The organism is Gluconobacter thailandicus F149-1 = NBRC 100600 (assembly GCF_000964465.1).
GTDB lineage: Bacteria > Pseudomonadota > Alphaproteobacteria > Acetobacterales > Acetobacteraceae > Gluconobacter > Gluconobacter thailandicus.
Window position 1 is genome coordinate 1 of record NZ_BANH01000078.1, and the last position, 19814, is coordinate 19814.

Here is a 19814-nt window from a genome sequence, read left to right on the forward strand (position 1 = left end):
GCACAAGCACAAGCACAAGCACAAGCACAAGCACAAGCACAAGCGGTAACAGGACACCACAATCTCTCAAGAACCTTGAACTATAGCCAATTCGGATGGACAGTCGAAACCGAACCCAACAGTCAATGGAATACGGCTCGTGTCCTTCGGAAATAATGCCTTTTCCCTGCTCACGCACTATGCCCTCGCGTACCAGATCGCAGAGTGGGGATGGGTGATTGGCCCGCACACTTATGGCTCTCCATCCATCTTGGAGCCTGGAGAGGCTCGACTCAAGATTGGCGATTACTGCTCCATTGGACCGAATGTGACGATCGCGCTAGGCAATCATCGCGCTGACTTGGTGACAACGTACCCCTTCAAAACTCTTTCGCATTTTTGGCCCGGGGCAAAAGAGGGCGAGAATGACCACTCCAGCAAGGGCGATATAGTTATCGGCAACGATGTCTGGATGGGTTCGGGGGTTACAGTCCTCTCAGGCGTAACAATAGGAGATGGAGCGATCATTGCCGCGGGTTCGATTGTGACCAAAGACGTGCCACCCTATGCCATTGTTGGCGGTAATCCTGCCAAACTCATCAAGTACCGCTTTTCAGAGAGTATCATCACACGTCTACTCGCCCTGGCGTGGTGGGACTGGCCGGAGGATCTTCTACAAGAGAGAATACCGGATCTCATGAGCGAAGATATCGAGGCGTTTTTAAGTAAATACACTCAAACGTCTTGAAGTGCGCTGCTTGGTGTTGAGCGTCTGAGTACATATCTGCACTACCGCTACGAGTGCTGGCCGGGACGGACTAAAACTCCACATCCTGCGCCTCAACCCACGTCCAAGCCCCGCGCCTGAATTCCAACCGACGGTGGTGGCCCGGGCGGTGGAATGTAGTGTGAGACCCAACTTCACCTAGGTTTTCTTTTATCAGCGGAACTACAGCCGCACATGGCCTTTAAATGGTCTACAGCAAAAAATTGAGAGGAGGGGGAGCATGAACGGCGTTTCTGATTTGATCTTTGACCTATTGGAAAGTCACGCAAGTGAACTGCCCAATCCGCCACCTCCAATGCCGCCACCCATACCACCTGCACCCAATACCCCGCCCTTGCCAGATGAACCGCCTCCGCTGGAAGAGCCTCCGGAATTGGTGAATTAAGAGCAGATCCGCATTTATTTTTATTTTGGTATTGATATGATCTCTCATGAAGGCCCGTATCCCTTGGGTTCTGGAGACATCAATGATCAAGATTATCAAAACCAGCGCAGGCATCGGTTTGGCACTCGCAATAGCTGCGTGCAGCACAACTCCAGCAGATGCTGGTAAGGCCGGTGCTAAGCCCGTCGGTGAGCCCACAGCCTACTACGGGCGAGACAGAGACAACTGAGATTTTAAAGCCCGGCTTTTCTGGCCGGGTTTCTTTTTGTGGCGCTCGTCTCCCTAAAACCCTCCGGGAAGACGGGTCTTGATCTCAAGATCTTCAATCATATTTTTCAATCTACGAATTTTTTCTAAAAATCCAGATCTTGGCTAAGCCGCATATCTTTCGGGTATGCGGCTGCTTCATCCTGTATATGGCTGCTCATTATCTCTTCAGCACGCAACCGCCAGCACAAAAGAGCTAAATCACTGAGGTCACGCTTTTCGCCAAGATCTTGCAATATTTCATCATCAATCTCTCGGCGAGTTAGGTGATCCCGACCGGCCTGGGCAATAGCCTATAATCAGGACCGTCAAAGCTGTCGGCAACGCGCGCGATTATCTCGGCGCTCATCGAGTGTGAACGCGCACCGGAAGCCGCAGTCAGCTTTGTATTTACCTTCAAAGGTTTACGCCCAGTTCTCCCCTGACCTAGTCCCACTGATTTTCGACTTTCTTGAAATGGCTCCTTACGAGCTACGCACGATCAACAACGCAGCAACCAGCAAGACATAAAAAAAAGCCGCCCAGAAGGGCGGCTTTCTCTCACGGGCAATAAAGCCCGGATGTCATGCGACCTTGAGGGCGATCGCAGACTTCTTGCCGTTACGGCCTGCTTCCACTTCGAAAGAGACCTGCTGGCCTTCGTTCAAGGTACGCAGACCAGCACGCTCAACCTCAGAGATGTGAACGAACACATCCTGCGCGCCGCCTTCTGGCTGAATGAAACCGAAACCCTTGGTTGGGTTGAACCATTTTACGGTGCCTGTTGTCATAACGAGGCTCCTTATTAGAAGGGCGGTTGCGCGCAAAACACGCACGCAATCATAACTTTTAAGGGAAGAATTGATGCAACGCGCATCCATGACCCGGCTAAAAGCATCCGCCGACACGACTATGCGCCCAGATCAGATAGGAATGCAAGGGATATAAAAAAATATTCTCGAAATAAACAATGAGCGTGAATCTAAAGCACTGTTGGATTTACTGAATTTATCATTCGATAAGCAGATGAGAATTGATATTTTATTATACATTTTGAAATCACCTCGCCGCAAAAGAGGATTTCTCATCCATCCAATTTGCCGTGAGGGAAAATAAAAAAGGCCGACCTCCTCTTTTTTGGGGGAGGTCGGCCTTTTCAGATCTCAGAAAAAGACCTTATTCGCCGTCGTTGACATCGTCTTCTTCACCGTCGTCGTAGAGAACTTCTTCGACAGTGATGGCGAGAGGGTCATTCTCGCTCAGAAGGTCCGCAACCGCGTTCGCTTCATCTTCTTCTTCATAGAGTTCGGCATCACCAGGATCCGAAACCCACTTCTCAGCAGGGTTCCAGAATTCATCGTCACCGTTCTCCAGCTCACGGCGGATCAGGTAACCTGCAACTTCGTCACCAGCAATTTCTTCATCGCCCATTATATGGTCCTCCTTTATGGAAGGAGAGGCTGTTTCAGGAGTGGTGTCAATTCCCCCACTTACACAGAATCTGCTTCGACAGGCATGGAAATGATGAAACATTTTCGACAAGAAAAACACTGTCGCGGCCCGCGCAACTCACAAGGGAAGCCCACCAAAGCTTTTGGAGAGGATTATAAGCGCGACCGATCACAATGATAAAATTTTCTCTCCAGATCCCGGATTTTTCTACCAACTCCAGTTCAAAAAGGGATAGATTTAGTCCAGATTAATGGAGGACATTTTCATGGCTGGGCAAATCTCCAAAATGTCTCGTGAAGACAGGATTGATGCATCGATCAAAGGTGGAATGCTGGAAGCCTGTGCCAGACATTCGGATATGTTTTTGGAACCCCGATTGACTAACGCCTCAGCCGTCTTTCTCTGGACCGTTAGTACGCCTTCGGCCCCTACAAGAATAGACCTTCGGGAGATGATGAAAGAGTGCAGACCGTAAGAAGCGAGCATTCAAAAGATGCTCCGCCGCATCAATAAACGCGGCCGTAATCCATAATTTACTCGCATCACTTTGATACATGCCATATTCTTAGAGGCATGACAGACCAAACCGATCTTGATGACGCTGAAGACGAAGTCGCACTGGATGCCACGGAGGAAGGAGAGTCTCTACTCTCCAGCCTTATGCTTCCTGTTTGCATCCTGATTGGCCTGTCCATCGTCGGGATTGTAATCGGTATCAGCTTCATGTGAGGGTACGTCTGCTCCGGTTTCTCAATCCTGAAAAAAGGACTGGACCGGCTCAGATTTTGTAGCATCCAGCCATCCCTGCAACATGTAAGCAGCGGCCATTTTATCCACCACTTCAGCGCGCCGGCCGCGCGTCATGTCCGCATCCTGAATCAGGAAGCGATTGACCGCACTCGATGACAACCGCTCATCCCAAAGACAAGCTGGGAGTCCCAGGCGCTCCGAAAGTGCTGTCGTCCAATCAGATGCCGCGCGCGCCGCTGACCCAAAAGATCCATCAAGAGACAGGGGCAAACCAACCACAATCGCACCGACATCCTGTCGCTTGACGATGTCTGCGAGTTCCTTCGCATTTTCCCCGAGTTTCCGCCGTTTCAGGCCAATCAGAGGGGAGGCGAGCATGAGGGAAACATCTGTCACTGCAACGCCGATCGTCTTCGATCCCGGATCTATTCCAAGGATGCGTTGATCAGTTTGAAGGACATTACGGAGGTCATGTGGATTGAACAGGGACATAACCCGGCGTTATGATCTGTCTGACGGCTGAAAAGCTACCATAATTTCCTCTTTTTCAGGAATGTTCATGTCGCTCGACGCGAAAACGGTCACGCGCATCGCCAGATTGGCGAGAATTGGTCTCGAACCGGGAGAGGTTGACGCTCTCGGAAAGGAGATGGGTTCCATCATCGATTGGGTGGAACAGCTTAACGAAGTGGACGTCACGGATGTGCCTCCCATGATTGGCACAGGTCTTGCCAAGCCACGCCTGCGGGAAGACCGCGTCACGGACGGCAACCGCCGCGATGACGTGCTCTCCAACGCCCCGGACCGTGAAGGTCCGTTCTACACGGTTCCGAAGGTGGTCGAATAATGTCCGGCATGCACGATTTTACGCTGGCCTCTGCCCGGGACGCCCTCAAGGCCCGCAAGATTTCCGCCGTTGAACTGACAAACGCCCATCTTGACGCCATCGAGCGTCTGGACGGTCGCCTCAACAGCTTCATCACCCGCACGCCCGATCAGGCCCGCGCAGCCGCCAAGGCTGCCGATGAGGTTCTGGCGAAAGGTGAGGGCGGAGCACTGACCGGCATCCCGCTCGGCATCAAGGATCTTTTCTGCACGAATGGTGTCCGCACAACTGCGGCTAGCAAGATCCTTGGCAACTTCGTCCCGCCCTATGAAAGCACAGTGACATCCAACCTGCTTCGTGATGGTGCGGTTTTTCTGGGCAAGCTGAACCTTGACGAATTCGCCATGGGCTCCGCGAACCTGACCTCCGCTTTTGGCCCGGTTGAAAACCCCTGGAAGCGCAATGGCTCTGACGCCAAGCTGGTTCCAGGCGGCTCTTCCGGTGGTTCCGCTGCGGCTGTGGCTGCGGGTCTGGTTCTGGGCGCAACAGGCACGGATACAGGCGGTTCGATCCGTCAACCGGCCGCCTTCACAGGGATTGCCGGCATCAAGCCGACCTATGGTCGCTGCTCCCGCTTCGGTACGATCGCTTTTGCAAGCTCACTGGATCAGGCTGGTCCCATGGCTCGCAACTTGCAGGATTGTGCGATCCTTCTGGAATCCATGGCGGGTTTCGATGAACGCGATTCCACCAGCGTCGACACGCCCGTTCCAAACTACGAAGCGGCCCTGACACGTGGCGTCAAAGGCCTTCGCGTCGGTATTCCCAAGGAATATCATGCTCCCGGCATGCCTGCGGAAATCGAGGCACTCTGGCAGCAGGGTATCAACTGGCTGAAGGCTGCCGGCGCGGAGATCGTCGATATTTCCCTGCCGCACACGAAGTACGGTCTGCCGACCTATTACATCGCAGCACTGGCAGAAGCTTCGTCCAATCTGGCGCGGTATGATGGCGTTCGGTTCGGTGAGCGCGTCAATGGCTCCTCGCTGGATGCACTTTACGAAGCCACCCGTGCAGCAGGGTTTGGCGAGGAAGTGAAGCGCCGTATCCTGATTGGCACGCACGTTCTGTCGTCTGGCTATTACGATGCCTACTATCTACGCGCACAGAAGGTCCGCACCCTGATCCAGCGTGACTTCCTGAACGCATACGAAAATGTGGACGTGATCCTGACGCCGACCGCGCCATCCGGTGCCTTCGCACAGGACGAAAAGCCGACCGATCCGGTACAGATGTACCTCAACGACGTCTTCACTGTCCCGGCGAGCATGGCAGGCGTCCCGGCTCTGTCCGTCCCGGCTGGTCTCGATGCACGGGGCGTTCCGCTTGGGCTTCAGCTCATCGGTAAGTTCTTCGATGAAGAAACACTGATCGCCGCAGGCCACGTCATCGAACAGGCTGCGTCCTTCACCCACAGACCCGCCATCCATGCAGGAGTGTCGGCATGAGCTATCGTATCACCGGCAACACCGGCGAATGGGAAATCGTCGTCGGGCTGGAAGTTCATGCCCAGGTCATCAGCAATGCCAAGCTGTTCTCCGGTGCCTCCGCCTCTTACGGCGGCGAACCAAACACACATGTCAGCCTGATTGATGCCGGTTTTCCGGGCATGCTGCCTGTTCTGAACCGGGAATGTGTCGCTCAGGCTGTCCGCACCGGTCTTGGCCTGAACGCACAGATCAATCTGTTCAGCCGCTTTGATCGCAAGAACTATTTCTATGCCGATCTTCCCACCGGCTACCAGATCAGCCAGTTCGCTCATCCGATCGTGGGTGAGGGCAAGGTGCTGGTCGATCTGGCAGACGGCACAACCCGTGAAATCGGGGTCACGCGCCTTCATCTGGAGCAGGACGCAGGCAAGTCGGTTCACGATCAGGACCCGACACGCTCCTTCATCGACCTGAATCGTGCAGGCGTGGCGCTGATGGAAATCGTCAGTGAACCAGACATTCGTTCCCCGGAAGAAGCAGGCGCCTATCTACGCAAACTGCGCCAGATCCTGCGCTACATCGGAACCTGCGACGGCAACATGGAAGAAGGCTCCATGCGTGCGGACGTCAACGTTTCCGTGCGAAAGCCGGGCGAGGAGGGGTATCGGACCCGCTGCGAGATCAAGAACGTCAACTCGATCCGCTACGTCATGCAGTCAATCGAAGTCGAAGCACAGCGCCAGATCGAAATCTGGGAAGCGGGCGGAGAAGTTGATCAGGAAACACGCCTGTTCGATCACGTCCGCAGCGAAACACGCTCACTTCGCTCCAAAGAAGACGCGCATGATTATCGCTACTTCCCGGACCCGGATCTTCTTCCGCTTGTCATCGAACAATCCTGGGTTGATGAACTGAAAGCCGCCCTCCCTGAGCTGCCAGAAGCCAAGCGCGAACGCCTGGAGCAGGACTATGGTGTCAGCCGTTATGAAGCCAGCGTCCTGACCGCAGAACAGGCGGTCGCAGACTTCTACGAGACCGTTGCGAAGGGGGCAGATGCCCGTCTGGCCACAAACTGGATGCTCGGGGATTTCTTCGCAGCCCTGAACCGGACTGGCCGTTCCATTGAGGACAGCCCCGTCAGTGCAGAAGGTCTCCGCGAACTTCTGGCTCTGATTTCGGACTCCACAATCAATGGCAAGATCGCCAAGGAAGTCCTTGAAGACATGGTGGAAACCGGCGAATCGGCTTCTGCCATCGTGGAGCGTAAGGGCCTTCGCCAGGTAACAGACACGGGAGCAATCGAAAACTCTATTCGCGAAATCCTGGCGGCAAATGCTGACAAGGTTGCAGAATACAAGTCCGGCAAGGACAAGCTGTTCGGCTTCTTTGTGGGACAAACGATGAAAGCCATGAAGGGGAAGGGAAACCCGGCGCTCGTCAATGAGACCCTGAAAAAGCTTCTTTCAGAATAAGAAGAAAAAAAGTGCCTTAGGGGGTTTGACGGCAGCGCCGTTCCCCCCTAAGAACGCTCCTGCAAACGCCGTGTAAAAACTGCGTATTAGTGCGGAGGGGTGGCCGAGAGGCTGAAGGCGGCGGATTGCTAATCCGTTATACGATGTAAGTCGTATCGTGGGTTCGAATCCCATCCCCTCCGCCACTTACTCAAAAATTCAACAAATTCATTCAGTTATGGCTACATGCTGGCAGCACCTCGTCGGTAGTCCTTCTATGATTAAGAAGGTGCTACAGCATGATGATATGCACGGCTTGAGGCGAACAGGTGGCCTCATGTAGTCTGTCCGTCTGTCTATTTCGCATCATAGCTGGATCCATGCTGGAAAGGCTTTCGAAACGCGGATCGTCGTGAAATCACGGAATTTCCACTAACTAATACAAACATGTGACAATTCCCGGTTGCGATCACTGTAGCGATCTGTTCAAAATTCTTATCCGGCCTGATGCAGAGAGCGTGCAGGAGACAGTGTCGCGATACGTCGGGTCTGGGCAATGATTGTCAGGACGGCGATAGAAAGCGCGACTGTCGTGACTGCGAGGAACGGCATCGGGGTGAGGCTGATCCGGTCGTTGAATGACGATAGCCAGATCCGCATCAGCACCCAGGCTGTAGGCCAAGCGACAAAACTTGCAAAAACAACCGGCCGGAGAAATTGGATGAGCAGAAGCCAAAGGACATCCTGGGTTCGGGCCCCAAGAACCTTGCGGATCCCAATCTCCTGTCTGCGGCGCGAGACGTTAAAGGCGGAAAGTCCGTAGAGCCCGAGACACGCGATGCCAATGGCTACGGCAGAACCGATGCCAAACAGGGCACCGTGACTTTCATCCCGCCGATAATCGTCCGCAAAGATGTCAGATGCGGTTTGCGCTGAGAAAGCCACATCGGGCGCGACTTCCGCCCATGCTCTGGCAAGGCGATCCATTTCAATCTGAGTGGATGTCCCACTATAGCGGATCAAGCCGCCAATATAGGAAAACGAGCCGGATGCGCCCATAAAAAGTAGCGGTCTTATGGGAGCACTCGCCGAACGAACCCGGATGTCCTCGATGACTCCGACGACATGATAAGTCTGAGAGGCACCGCTTTCCTGAACATTTTTTCCAACAGCATCCTGGAGCGAGGAAAATCCAAAGCGCTCGGCCGCAAGACGCGTCAGAATGACGCTGGTGCCATTCCCCGCTGCATGTGGATCGACCGGGTAGTCCTGCCCATGATGGCTATCGAAAAAACGCCCTGCAAGCAGGTGTGCACCGATCGCGTCGAAATAGCCGTCGGTCGCACGCCCCCAGTTCATCGCGTGCTTTTCGGGATGGCCTGCAAGCAGCCAATCGTCGTTATTGAGGGCGTTGTGAGGGTAAATATCCGAGCGCGTCGCAATACGCACACCCGGAACCTGTGCCAGACGCGTTATAATGTCGCTTTGTCGACTGACGAGGGAGGCATCATTCAGCGAAGGAATGACGATGAGGCCGTCCTGCTTCATGCCGCGATCCAGCATTCTGATGTGACGTGCCTGAAGTCCCATGACGAGGCTGCAAATCGCAAGCGTCATGGCAAAGCTGAACTGGAGTACGACCAGAAGAGCGCGCAGTCTGCTTTCAATCCGACCGCCAGCCGGTGTCTTGCTTGCTGCCAGTACGGCAGCCGGACGAAAACCGGAGATAATCAGCGCAGGATAAAAACCTGCAAGTGTGCCAGCCACCAGAACGACCAGCACGTTGATGGAAAGTACATATGCCCAGTCCATCGAGAGCTTCCAACCACCCCACAGATTGACCCAGTGCAGCGCCAGCTCCGTAAACACTGTCCCGAGAACAGCGGCCATCATGACCATCATGTAGGCTTCGGTCATGAACTGCACAATCAGGCGCAGCCGCGTTGCTCCCAGCACTTTTCGGACAGCGACTTCACGGGCCCGCAGGGCAGAGCGTGCCGTAGCCAGATTAACATAATTAATGATGGCTGTTGCCAGAGCGGCCAGTCCGATCAGACCAAGGATACGCACAAGAGCACGGCTGTTTCCACCTTCTCCAACGGCAGCCGCGTGGAAATGGAGGTCTTGCAGGGGCACCAGTTCCAGTCCTCCGCCACCGAATACTTCCTGAAGCAGATCCTTCGTCCAGTTGCCAGGATGCTGGTAGGGATAATGCGCCAATCCAGCTTGGATGCGGGGAATAGCACGTGGATCGTCGACCCGAACCCAGAGTGTTCCCCACATAGACCCCCAGTTTGTGAAAGCATATTTTGAGAGCCAGCTTGTCGGAATGACCTCAATCAGATCGAATCCCATCGTCTGGTTCGGCGGCTGCGGCGCCAGAATGCCACTTACGATCGCTTCCGTCTGATCATTATCGATCCGCAGACGCTTTCCCAAAGCCTGTTCGGTCCCGAAATACTTACGAGCCATATCCGTCGAAATCACGACCTTCCCCGGACCGTCCAGCGCAGTAGAGCTATCTCCGGCGAGGAGGGGCAATTTGAAGACGGAAAAGAAAGCGGGGTCCGTCAGCGTCACTTTTTCCTGTGACAGCGTCAGCCCCGCCCGAACAACCAGCGGTTCTTGCAGCATCCGTATGGCTGCTCCAATCTCGGGAAAATCCTGCTTAATGAAGGGAAAAGGAACAAAACTGACGTCATCGCTTTCGGACGGCGCATGACCGGCAGGTCGAAACACCTCGTTCAGAACATAAAGGTGGGAGACGTTAGGAACGCTGGCGTCGTAGCTGTTTTCGTAACGCACGATCAGTGCCATCGTAAGGAACACGGCAATGCCGAGCGCAAGGCCCGCCAGGTTGAGAAATGTGTAGCGTTTCTGACCCGTAAGAGTACGCCAGGTCGCTTTGAGAGTATCGGCGAACATAATCAGGCTCTCCTTTCTTACCAGCCAGCCTTGTCGATAGCGGAGATTGGCGCCTGAAGAGGTTCCCAGCCACGTGTCCGCGCATGCTGAAGTTTTGCCGCAGCGTCGTAGTGAGGTATTCCGGGTAGGAGATCACCACTCTGAAGCCGCCCCATCGCGGCAAGAAGTGTTGCTTCAGCGACGATGGTATCATGACGACTGCTGGCGAGTTCCACCTGAGCTGACCGCAGGTTCTGATCGGCATAGAGGACGTCGGTCGTACTCCTCAGACCGTAGCCATATTCGATCTGGTATCCCTTGAGAGACGTCTCGCCGGATTTGACTTCGGCAATCCCGGCACTGATGGCCTGTAATCCGTTTTTAACGGCATGCCAGTTGGTTGCCACGTCCTGAAGCGCGGTCCGCCGTGCGAGTTCAATGTTCTCGCGGGCCTGTTCGTCTATGTTGCGAGCCTGGCGGATCTGGGAGTTGTACAGATCTCCGTTGTAAAGAGGCTGAACGAGTTGCACGACACCAGTCACTTGTTCGCCATACTGCCCACCGCGGAACGGTGACGCGGGTCCGATCGTTCCGAAAGTGCCCTGAACCTGAATTTGTGGTCCCCACTGTGAGCGTGCGGTGTCGATGTCGGCAGACGTGGCTTTCTTTGTTTCCTGCATCTGGACGAGCTGTGGATTAAGTGTAAGCGCAGTTTTCAGCGCCTGATCGAGCGTTGCAGGCAGGCCCGGCAGGCTATCAGGCATTGTGAGTTCACTGGGATCTGCGCCAATAACTGCGCGAAACTGGGCCACGGATGCTGCAAGCGTGGCCTGAGCCTGGGTGACAGCCACCTCTGCTGACCGTCGGCGCGTCTCCGCCTGCTCGACATCGGTGCGCGTGACCTGTTCGGAGGGCTGTCCGCCGAGATTGTAACGCGAGGTTGTCAACTGGACCTGCCTTGTCAGCATCTCCAGATCTGCCCGACGGACGTCGAGGATGTTTCGGTCTCGCAATACATTCATGTAGGCCGTGACGACATTGGTGAAGACCTGCGCCTCGACGAGCCTCAACTGATGCTGCTCCGCCTGGGAGCGGGCGTCCGCTGCACGGACCTGATTGGCGACATGGCCGAATGAATACAGCGTCTGCTTGGCCGATACATAACCTTCAGCAGAATTGGACGTATAGGAGCCAAGCGCAAAGGCGCTGGTGTATGGCCCCTGTTGATAGGAAGCGTCCATGTTGATCTGAACGGTGGGCCTCCAGCCTGACCTGGCTTGCGCTGAGTTTTCGGTAATGGCGCGCTGATTGGCCTGTTCACCCCGCAGTGTCGGATTGCTTCGGTAGGCGAGAGCAAGGGCCTCCTGCAACGTTTGAGCATCTGCAATGACTGGGAAAGCGGCCGTGGACGCGACCAGCAGGGCAAGAACGAGGGGCGTGCTTTGTCTCATGATCGGGCAGGGTCCTGAGTGGTGAGTAGAGCAGCGGTTCATGAAGAGCCCAGAGCGATGGCCGGTGCACTGCGGGCACCGCGGCGGATCTGGAACAGAGTGGTGAGAACCGCGAGCGCGAGTACGATCAGGGCAGTCAGGGCGAAATAGAGCGGAGAAAGGCTGATCCGGCGGTCAAACCCGGACAGCCAGTTACGCATCAACCGCCAGGCAACCGGCCAGGCGACGATGTTGGCAATCATGACGGGCCGCAGGAACTGAAAGATCAGAAGGTGCGTCACCTGTTGGGCTGTTGCGCCGAGCACTTTACGGACCCCGATTTCGAATAATCTGCGGCGGACGTTGAACACGGCGATGCCGTACAGGCCGATGGAGGAAATGGAGAGGGTCACGAAGGAGGCAACAATCATCAGCATTCCGCGCTGCTGTTCTGGCCTGACATCCTCATCAATGATGTCACCGACACTGCGCAGATTCAGCGCGCTTTCCGGATAGACCTGCTTCCAGATCGTAGCGATTGCTGCTCGCGTTGTGTTTTCAGGAGCGTTTCTGTAGCGGACAGAGAGTACGCCGTACCCAATCGGTCCTGATATGGCATAGTAAAGCGCAGGTGTGACGCTGGCCCGACTGTCCTTGAAACGCATGTCGGCAATGACGCCGATGATCGTCTGGATATCCTTTCCATGCAATGTAATCGGCGTTCCGATGGCACTTGCATCATTAGCGAACCCAAGCGCTCGCACTGCCGATTCATTGATGACGACATTATGTGCGCCAAAGCTCCATGTCTGCCCCATGAGAAAGCTGTCGAATGGGGCCGCGGGCATGGGGCGGCTGTCGTAATCATGAGAGCTGTCAAACAGACGCCCGGCGAGAAGATGTGCCCCCCAGATTGGAAGCGTCGAAGATTCTGTTCCGATCACAGCCAGTATGGCAGGCGTTGCATTCCCTGGTCGCGTTATGTCGAAGGTTATACCTGCGCTACCTCCACCGGGTGCATCGTCCGAAACCGTAGCGCCAGTGATGCCCGGAAGATCACGCACAAGATCGCTCAATCGCTGTTGGCGCAGACGCTCGGTCGGGTCATTTGGCAGATGGCTTACGAGAAGACCTGATTGGTGGAACCCGCGATCCATGGTCTGGAGCAGATGCGTCTGACGCCAGATGACCAGCGTGCAGATTGTCAGCGTCACAGCGAAGGAGAACTGAACGATGGTCAGCCCTTCGCGCAGGCGGCTCCCGAGGCGACCGCTTCCTGGCAGGCGGGCTGAGGAGAGAACCGTAGCCGGCCGGAAGCGTGAGAGGACCCATGACGGATAGGCTCCTGCGCAGGCCCCTCCGATGACGGCCGTAATGATGAGGAGGGGAACTGCAAAGCCGAAATCGAGCCGGATGGGCCAGCCACTCAGCGTCGTGATCCAGGGCAGGGTCAGTTCAGTCAGGGCGAGGGCGACAAAGGCCGCAATCAGCGCCAGCCCGATGGCTTCTGCCGTAAACGACAGTCCCAGCATCAAGACCGTCGCTCCCAGCACCTTGCGCATCGCGACTTCACGGGCCCGGGTTGCCGCAAGAGCCGTGGACAGTGTGACAAAGTTAACCAGCCCTGCAACAAGCGCCAGCAGGCCGACGATGCCCAGGATTACTGGCAGGCGTTTATCAGTCCCTCGCATACCAATGGTGGCGTCGAAGAAGTGCAGACTGGTGAGAGCACGTCCCCGGACAACATATTTTTTAGCATCTTGTTCCGACAGCCCTGCGGCATGTCGCTGGACGAGACCTTGGAGGAGGGTGGGGAATTGAGATGCCACCGATGGCGAGACTCGCACCCAGATTTCAGATGTGGCCATTGGCCAGAGATCATTGGTGTGCAGGATAGTATTTGAAGAAGGAACGAGAATATCAAATCGTGGTGTGGTATTCGCAGGAAGTTCCTTCAGAACACCTGTGACATGCAGTCTGTGAATCTGCCCTTTCTGGGTCAGGTCGAGTGTTTTTCCAAGGATGCCATGGTCGGTCCCGAAGAAGCATAGTGCTTCTGCCTGTGAGAGGACCACGCCGTCTGGGACCAGAGCAGTTGCGGGATTTCCTTCCAGGAGCGGCAGGGCAAAGACTTCGAAGAGATGCGGGTCGGTGCGCGCAATGAAGACGTCCCAAGCGTTTTCATTGACGCGAATGGTCGCTCCGGAAAAGCCTCGCAGGACGGCGGTCGCGTTCCAGTCCGGATGTTCGGCGCGTAGTGCGTCGATCAGGCGGATGCTGGAGACGGAAAACTCACTGTCATCGAACGCGTCCAGCCGGTAAATGTCCGCAGCGTGTGGAATCCAGAGGTCAAAGCTGAATTCGTAGCGTACGATCAGGGCCAACGTGAGAAACGTTGCCATACCGAGTGCCATGCCAAGCACGTTCAGTGTTGTGAACAGACGGCGCTGGACGATGCCGCGCCAGAAAACCAGGGCGATATGGGACAGCATGACGCTTACTCCGCTCTGAGAGCACGGGCCGGTTCGGCACGAGCGAGACGTAGTGTTTGTCCAAGGACGGTGAGGGCAGCGATGGCAATGGTTCCGCTGACGACAATCGCGAAATCGAGCCATGAGACTGCGATCCGCTGATGGAAGCCTGAAAGCCAGGACTGCACCACGAGCCATGCCGGGACAGCGGCGAGGACGCAGGCAACAAGCACGGGGCGCAGGAAATCACGCAACATGAGCGTGAGAACCTTCTGGCTCGTTGCCCCCAAAGCCTTACGGATGCCGACTTCATGCGTTCTGCGAAGTGCAATAAAGGACGCAAGCCCATACAGTCCGAGGCATGCGATAGTAACGGCAACGCCTGAGGCGATGGAAAACAGCCAGCCGCGTCGCTGTTCCGTGATGTAGAACGTGGACATACGTTCCTGAACTGTCTCGAAGCTGGAAGGGGCATCCGGGAAAACCTGATCCCATGCCGACTTGAGACGTGTTCTCATGATGTTCTCAGAAACACCAGAAAAGCGGACTGACACGTGCGAATAGGCCTGGGGGTCGTTGGAATTGAACGTGACCTGTGGCGAGATCTCATCGCGTGCGGAGATAAAGCGCAGGTCTTGGGTCACGCCGATGATCCGCAGCCTGATCCCTCCGCTCTTGAGCAAAGTCCCGATGGCGCTTTCGGGTGATCGGAAGCCCAGTCGTGAGAGAGCCGTCTGGTTGACGACGACGTTGAAGGTTTTCCCTTGGCGCGCGAAGAAGCTGTCGTCGCTAGGGCTGTTATCCTCACCGTGGTTGATGTCGAACCAGCGTCCGGCGAGAAGGTGGGGACGATAGGTCGTCGCATAGTCCCCAACAATGGTGTCACCCAGTACGTGAATGTCCTCGCTATGTGACCCGATGGGGGTCACGTTGAAGCGGTTGCGATTGTCGATCTTTGGAGTGAGTTGGGAAAAGGATGTCGAGACCACGCCGGGCGTGTGACGCATCGCCTCGATGAGGGCGCGCTCTCTTCCTGCGTCACCCGTCACGACGTTGGAACTGATGAGAATGCCTTCACGCGCAAATCCCAGATCCAGAAACTGCATGAAATGGGCCTGGCGGTTCACTACAAGTGTGCAGATGGCGAAGGCCACGGCGAATGCGAACTGAATGATGACCAGCCCGTTCCGCAGACGCGCCGCATTTCGTCCGCCGGACGGCATACGGGTTGCGGCAAGGACGTGTGCCGGTTGGTAGGACGAAAGAACAATCGCCGGGTAGAGGCCGCAGGCAAGGCCAGTCAGTAATACAACCCCAAAAAGGAAGGGAAGCGTGAAGCCATAGTCCATATGCAAGGTGGTACCGGTGAGGGCAGCCGTGAAAGGGAGGGCAACTTCACACAGGGCAAGCGCGAGTGCGCCTCCTACGGCGGTATTGACGATAGCTTCCCCTACGAACTGGACGAACAGTACCATTCGGGTGGCGCCCAGTGTCTTACGGATAGCCACCTCGCGCGCGCAGACCAGCCCGCGCCGTTGCGAGATTGACGGCGTTGAAAACGGCGAGCAGGAGCGCCAGAGCACCGATCAGCTCGAGAATATTCACGACCGAGCGGTCGGTTGCCTCATCTCCGCCAATGACCTGTAGATCGTGAAAATGCGTTTCGCGCAGGCTGACCAGTGAAAGGCCGAAGCGGCGTTCGGGATGGACACCTTCGCTGTTATCGTCATTCGCGTCTCCGGATGCGTGATTGATCACAAAACGGGTCAGGTTTTGTGAGATTACGCCGCGATCGACGGCATTATGGACCCGTATGAAAATATTGCCTGCACTGGAGCCCCAACGTTTGAATTGCGGTTTTTCCATCTCGTAGGAGGGAATGGGAGTTACAGCGTCAGGTCTAATCGTCACAGGTCCGCCTGGACGGGCGAGTATGCCCGTTACCGTACGGCTGACGCGGTGGCCTTCATGGTCTGTCGTGATGATGCGTCCGAGCACGTCCGTCGTGCCAAACAGAGCCTGTGCCGTATTGGCTGAAAGGACGATCGCGTCCGGTCGGGTCAACACCATGCGCGCGTTGCCGCGTTCAAGCTTCAGAGTGATGACATCGAAAAAAGATGGATCGACCATAGCGGTGTCGGCCGTGACGCTGCGATCGCCTGCACGAAGCTGATAATCCGCTGTTTCGTAGCGTGTCGTGGCAAGGATCTGAGGAAAGTCCGTATGCAGGAACGGAAACGCGATGAACGGCACATCGGCATTCTCCTGAGGGGCGTTTCCGGGATTCATGTGATGAGCGTCAAGGCGCAGAACATTCGCAGCTTCAGGAATGGATGCGTTGAAGCTGTATTCATACCGAACCTGCAACGTCAGAACGAGACAGACCGCCATACCGAGCCCCAGCCCGATCACGTTGAGAGCCAGATAAAGAGGCTGACGCCGGGCCTGACGAACGATATTGCGCAAGATGGTGATGAGCATGACGCTTACTCCGCTCTGAGCGCGCGGGCCGGTTCGGCGCGGGCTACGTTCAGGGTCTGAAACAGGACAGTCAAAGCGGCGACGAGCAGCGCCGCGGCAAAGACTGCGGCGAAATACAGAGGGGAAAGGGGAATGCGTGCGTCGAACCCTGACAGCCAGTTTCGCATCACCACCCAGGCCAGCGTGCATCCGATGAGTCCTGCACCCAGAACCGGCTTGAGAAACTGTCCCAACAGCAGGCCCAGAACTCGTGCTGTTGTCGCACCCAGCGTCTTGCGGATTCCGACTTCCAGCATCCGGCGGGCAACGGTGAAAGACGCGAGTGCATACATGCCCATCAGTGCGATGAAGATCGCAACGCCAGCGCCGATGGCCAGAAGTTCTCCACGCCGCTCGTCGCCTCGATAATCATGAGACAGAAGATCGCTCGCCAGTAACGCACTGAACGCAAGATCAGGCGCCCTGCTTTGCCAGATCGTCCGCAGATTAGCCTCGACATCACGCTCCGGACGGTTTTCGAAGCGTACGCCTGCACTGCTGAAACGATAGGGCATGGAGCTGTAAAAATAGATGGAAGGAAGAGGCGCTGAGCGTGCTGAATTCAGACGGACGTCATTCACTACGCCGATTACGTGCCATGGTGCACGATCGGTATGTTTGCGGATTGTCTGACCCAGTGCCGCTTGTGGTGTCGTATAACCAAGGGCGCGCGCGGAGCTAGCGTCGATGACGACAGAATGTATTCCTTTGCCCTTCTGCTGGTCATCTTCGCCATGTGCATCGTCGAACAGGCGTCCGGCAATCAGGTGAAGTCCGAACAGCCGGAAATAGTCACGCCCGACATCCTGCCATTCAAGGCGGGGGCGCTGGTCCGGGGCGTTGAGAGGTGAGAAGTAGTCGGCCGCAGAGAACCCAAAATCGCCCGGCATGGTGTAAAAGCTGGATACCGTCGTAACACCGGGAACATTCCGGAAAGCATCCATAAGCGCCAGCTGCGCTGTGGGCGTGCCGATATTATCAATGAAGGGTATGAAGAGCAGCCCGTTGCGATCGAAACCGCGGTCCATGTCACGCACGAACACGGACTGACGCAGGATCACGACGCTTGAGACACTCAGTCCGATTGCGAAGCCAAATTGTATGACGACGAGCCCAAGCCGGACGACAGCGCCCAGGCGTCCCATCGTAGCCATACGGGAAGCTGCGAGAACTCGGGCGGGTTGATATGCCGAGAGCCAAAAGGCCGGATAGGTTCCTGCAACCATGCCGACAAGGATGACCAGCACCAGAAGCGCAGGTATCAGGAGGTCATATGGAATCACCACATCCCAGCCGCCCAGCGCATTGATTGTCGGTATGGCAATTTCGATCAGGGCAAGGGCAGGGATCGCGGCGCAGGCCGCGAGCAGGATCGCTTCACCCATGAATTGGATAATCAGATCACCTCGTGTGGCGCCAAGCGTTTTGCGCATTGCCACTTCTCGTGCACGGAGCAGCCCGCGTGCCGTGGAGAGATTGATTGTGTTGATGATGGCTGAGAGAAGCGCAAGAAGGCCAATGAGCCCAAGCATGATGACGCTGTTCCGGCTGGCACTTGAAATTCCGAGTGTCCCGTCAAGGAAATGTAAGGAGGGCAAGGGGCGAAGTCGCCAGTCCCGCAACTCGCCTGCGTCGCGCACCTGGGGGGGCACATGATCCAAAGAGAACCGTACCATTGCACCCTGTAAGCGTTTAGCGTCCGAGGGGGCGTGAAGACGGCAAAAGACATATCCACCTTCGATGCCCCACTGCAGGAAAGCCGGGGATGCAAGCATTGCGCTGTCGATCGGGATCAGCATGTCAGGCTGAAGTGTCACATTGCCGGGCACGTGACTGAGAACGCCGGTGACGATGAGTTCCGCTTTGCGTCCATCGTGATCAACGGTCAGCTTCTGGCCGATCACGTTGATAGTATGGAAATAGGTGCGGGCACGTTCTTCTGAAAGAACGATGCTGTTTGGCGCGGATAGCGCAGACGCTGCGTCTCCGCGAACGAGCGGATAGGGCAGCGTCTCAAAAAAATCCGGATCGACATAGAGCGCGTTAGACGAACGAACGTCATCTGCCGTGATGATTGAGATATTATCGGGGCGAATACGTGTCGCATGAGTGATTTCTGGAAAGGCCGCCTTCAGAGCGTCGTAAACCCGAAACGGGGCATCTGCGATTTCAGAGGCGCGTCCGTCCTGCACATTGACCGCGTCCAGCCTGTAGATGCCGCGTGCTCCGTGGAGCCATTGGTCAAACGTAAATTCGTAACGAGCAATCAGCCCAAATGTGAGGCAGGCTGCCAGACCAAGTGCCAACCCCATGACGTTGATTGCCGTGTAGAGTCGATGGCAGCGCATTTGACGGAAGAAAGCCGCGAAAACAGTATGGACATGCGGGGTCAGCTTCATGATTCCTGCTCCAATCTCGGGACGCGCGCAGTTTCCGACTCAAATAGCGTTGCGGACGGAGACCACGACCTGACCGTCGAGCATGTCGATGCGGCGGCGCGCGAGGTCGGCGTGGCTGGGAGAGTGTGTGACCATGATAATGGTGGCGCCTTCGTCATTGAGGCGCTGGAGGATATCCATCACCTGTGCGCCATTATCGGTGTCCAGGTTACCGGTCGGCTCGTCAGCGAGGATCAGGCTGGGCTGGCCTACAATGGCGCGCGCAATGGCAGCGCGCTGTTGCTGGCCGCCTGAGAGTTGAGAAGGATAATGCCGTGCGCGATGCGCGATGCCGACATGGTCCACCGCATGCGCAACACGTGCCCTGCGCTCGCTTTTGGGCATCTCACGGTAGATGAGGGCCAATTCGATGTTTTCTTCGATCGTCAGCTCGTCGATCAGGTTAAAACTCTGGAAAACATACCCCAGATGTTCCCGACGGAATTTGGCCAGTTCCGCTTCGTTCATTGCGGTCAGTTCCTGTGTGCCGAAGCGATAGGAGCCACTTGTCGGCCGGTCGATCGTACCGAGGATGTTGAGCAGGGTGGATTTGCCGCAGCCTGAAGGCCCCATGATTGCAACGAATTCGCCGGTCTCGATCTGAAGGTCGATGTCCTGCAGGGCCGTGGTTTCCACCTCATCGGAACGGTAGAGGCGCTGGATATGAGAGAGTTCGATCAGCATG

Annotated in this window: 16 protein-coding genes and 1 tRNA gene; 7 read left to right on the top strand and 10 right to left on the bottom strand. The window is 56.0% G+C overall.

The genetic code is table 11. The annotated features are described in order from the left end of the window. Positions 1–139 precede the first annotated feature (139 nt). Together B7444_RS14810 and B7444_RS16655 are read left to right on the top strand one after the other, a co-directional pair. Positions 140–727: a CatB-related O-acetyltransferase gene (locus B7444_RS14810; RefSeq protein WP_015074068.1), complete on the top strand. Its 588-nt coding sequence runs from the start codon at positions 140–142 to the stop codon at positions 725–727. A gap of 506 nt (positions 728–1233) precedes the next feature. Further along, a complete protein-coding gene (locus tag B7444_RS16655; RefSeq protein WP_159107811.1) occupies positions 1234–1380 on the top strand; it encodes a hypothetical protein in 147 nt (48 codons plus the stop codon). Positions 1381–1981: 601 nt separating this feature from the next. Here B7444_RS16655 and B7444_RS14820 read toward each other — a convergent pair. Both B7444_RS14820 and B7444_RS14825 read right to left on the bottom strand, forming a co-directional pair. After that, positions 1982–2188 (bottom strand): cold-shock protein, encoded by a 207-nt coding sequence (locus B7444_RS14820; RefSeq protein ID WP_007281943.1) that lies wholly within the window; start codon positions 2186–2188, stop codon positions 1982–1984. A 385-nt stretch (positions 2189–2573) separates the two neighbouring features. Beyond that, on the bottom strand, positions 2574–2828 hold the full coding sequence (locus tag B7444_RS14825; RefSeq protein WP_007281944.1) for a hypothetical protein: 255 nt from the start codon (positions 2826–2828) through the stop codon (positions 2574–2576). Positions 2829–3422: 594 nt separating this feature from the next. Between B7444_RS14825 and B7444_RS16860 the strand changes: the two genes are divergently transcribed. Beyond that, positions 3423–3578 carry a hypothetical protein gene (locus B7444_RS16860; RefSeq protein WP_007281946.1) on the top strand — a complete coding sequence of 52 codons (156 nt, stop codon included), beginning with the start codon at positions 3423–3425 and terminating at the stop codon, positions 3576–3578. 21 nt (positions 3579–3599) lie between these two features. On the opposite strand, the gene ruvX is transcribed toward B7444_RS16860, so the two are convergent. Beyond that, the gene (gene ruvX / locus B7444_RS14835; RefSeq protein ID WP_007281947.1) at positions 3600–4091 is read right to left on the bottom strand and encodes a Holliday junction resolvase RuvX; all 492 of its coding nucleotides are present in this window, start codon (positions 4089–4091) and stop codon (positions 3600–3602) included. A 67-nt stretch (positions 4092–4158) separates the two neighbouring features. On the opposite strand from ruvX, the gene gatC reads away from it, so the two are divergent. The 4 genes from gatC (at position 4159) to B7444_RS14855 (ending at position 7572) form a co-directional block, all read left to right on the top strand. After that, positions 4159–4446 (top strand): Asp-tRNA(Asn)/Glu-tRNA(Gln) amidotransferase subunit GatC, encoded by a 288-nt coding sequence (gatC, locus tag B7444_RS14840; protein WP_023942393.1) that lies wholly within the window; start codon positions 4159–4161, stop codon positions 4444–4446. Beyond that, positions 4446–5933: an Asp-tRNA(Asn)/Glu-tRNA(Gln) amidotransferase subunit GatA gene (gatA, locus tag B7444_RS14845; RefSeq protein ID WP_007281949.1), complete on the top strand. Its 1488-nt coding sequence runs from the start codon at positions 4446–4448 to the stop codon at positions 5931–5933. Before gatC ends, gatA begins: the two co-directional genes overlap by 1 nt. After that, a complete protein-coding gene (gene gatB, locus B7444_RS14850; RefSeq protein WP_007281950.1) occupies positions 5930–7387 on the top strand; it encodes an Asp-tRNA(Asn)/Glu-tRNA(Gln) amidotransferase subunit GatB in 1458 nt (485 codons plus the stop codon). The genes gatA and gatB overlap by 4 nt, the downstream gene beginning before the upstream one ends. Positions 7388–7480: 93 nt before the next feature. After that, positions 7481–7572: transfer RNA gene (locus B7444_RS14855), tRNA-Ser, on the top strand. 289 nt (positions 7573–7861) lie between these two features. On the opposite strand, the gene B7444_RS14860 is transcribed toward B7444_RS14855, so the two are convergent. From B7444_RS14860 to B7444_RS14885, 7 genes are read right to left on the bottom strand one after another with little or no spacing between them, the layout of a single operon-like run. Then, entirely contained in the window at positions 7862–10291 is a 2430-nt protein-coding gene (locus tag B7444_RS14860; protein ID WP_007281951.1) for an ABC transporter permease, read from the bottom strand. 17 nt (positions 10292–10308) lie between these two features. Next, positions 10309–11721, bottom strand: a complete 1413-nt coding sequence (locus B7444_RS14865) for a TolC family outer membrane protein (RefSeq protein WP_007281952.1) — start codon at positions 11719–11721, stop codon at positions 10309–10311. 38 nt (positions 11722–11759) lie between these two features. Continuing rightward, entirely contained in the window at positions 11760–14192 is a 2433-nt protein-coding gene (locus tag B7444_RS14870; protein ID WP_007281953.1) for an ABC transporter permease, read from the bottom strand. Positions 14193–14197: 5 nt separating this feature from the next. After that, positions 14198–15679 carry an FtsX-like permease family protein gene (locus tag B7444_RS17265; protein ID WP_231502973.1) on the bottom strand — a complete coding sequence of 494 codons (1482 nt, stop codon included), beginning with the start codon at positions 15677–15679 and terminating at the stop codon, positions 14198–14200. Then, entirely contained in the window at positions 15666–16652 is a 987-nt protein-coding gene (locus tag B7444_RS17270; RefSeq protein WP_007281955.1) for an ABC transporter permease, read from the bottom strand. Before B7444_RS17270 ends, B7444_RS17265 begins: the two co-directional genes overlap by 14 nt. A gap of 5 nt (positions 16653–16657) precedes the next feature. Next, the gene (locus B7444_RS14880; RefSeq protein ID WP_007281956.1) at positions 16658–19090 is read right to left on the bottom strand and encodes an ABC transporter permease; all 2433 of its coding nucleotides are present in this window, start codon (positions 19088–19090) and stop codon (positions 16658–16660) included. A 39-nt stretch (positions 19091–19129) separates the two neighbouring features. After that, entirely contained in the window at positions 19130–19813 is a 684-nt protein-coding gene (locus B7444_RS14885) for an ABC transporter ATP-binding protein (protein WP_007281957.1), read from the bottom strand. Between the last annotated feature and the right edge of the window lies 1 nt (position 19814).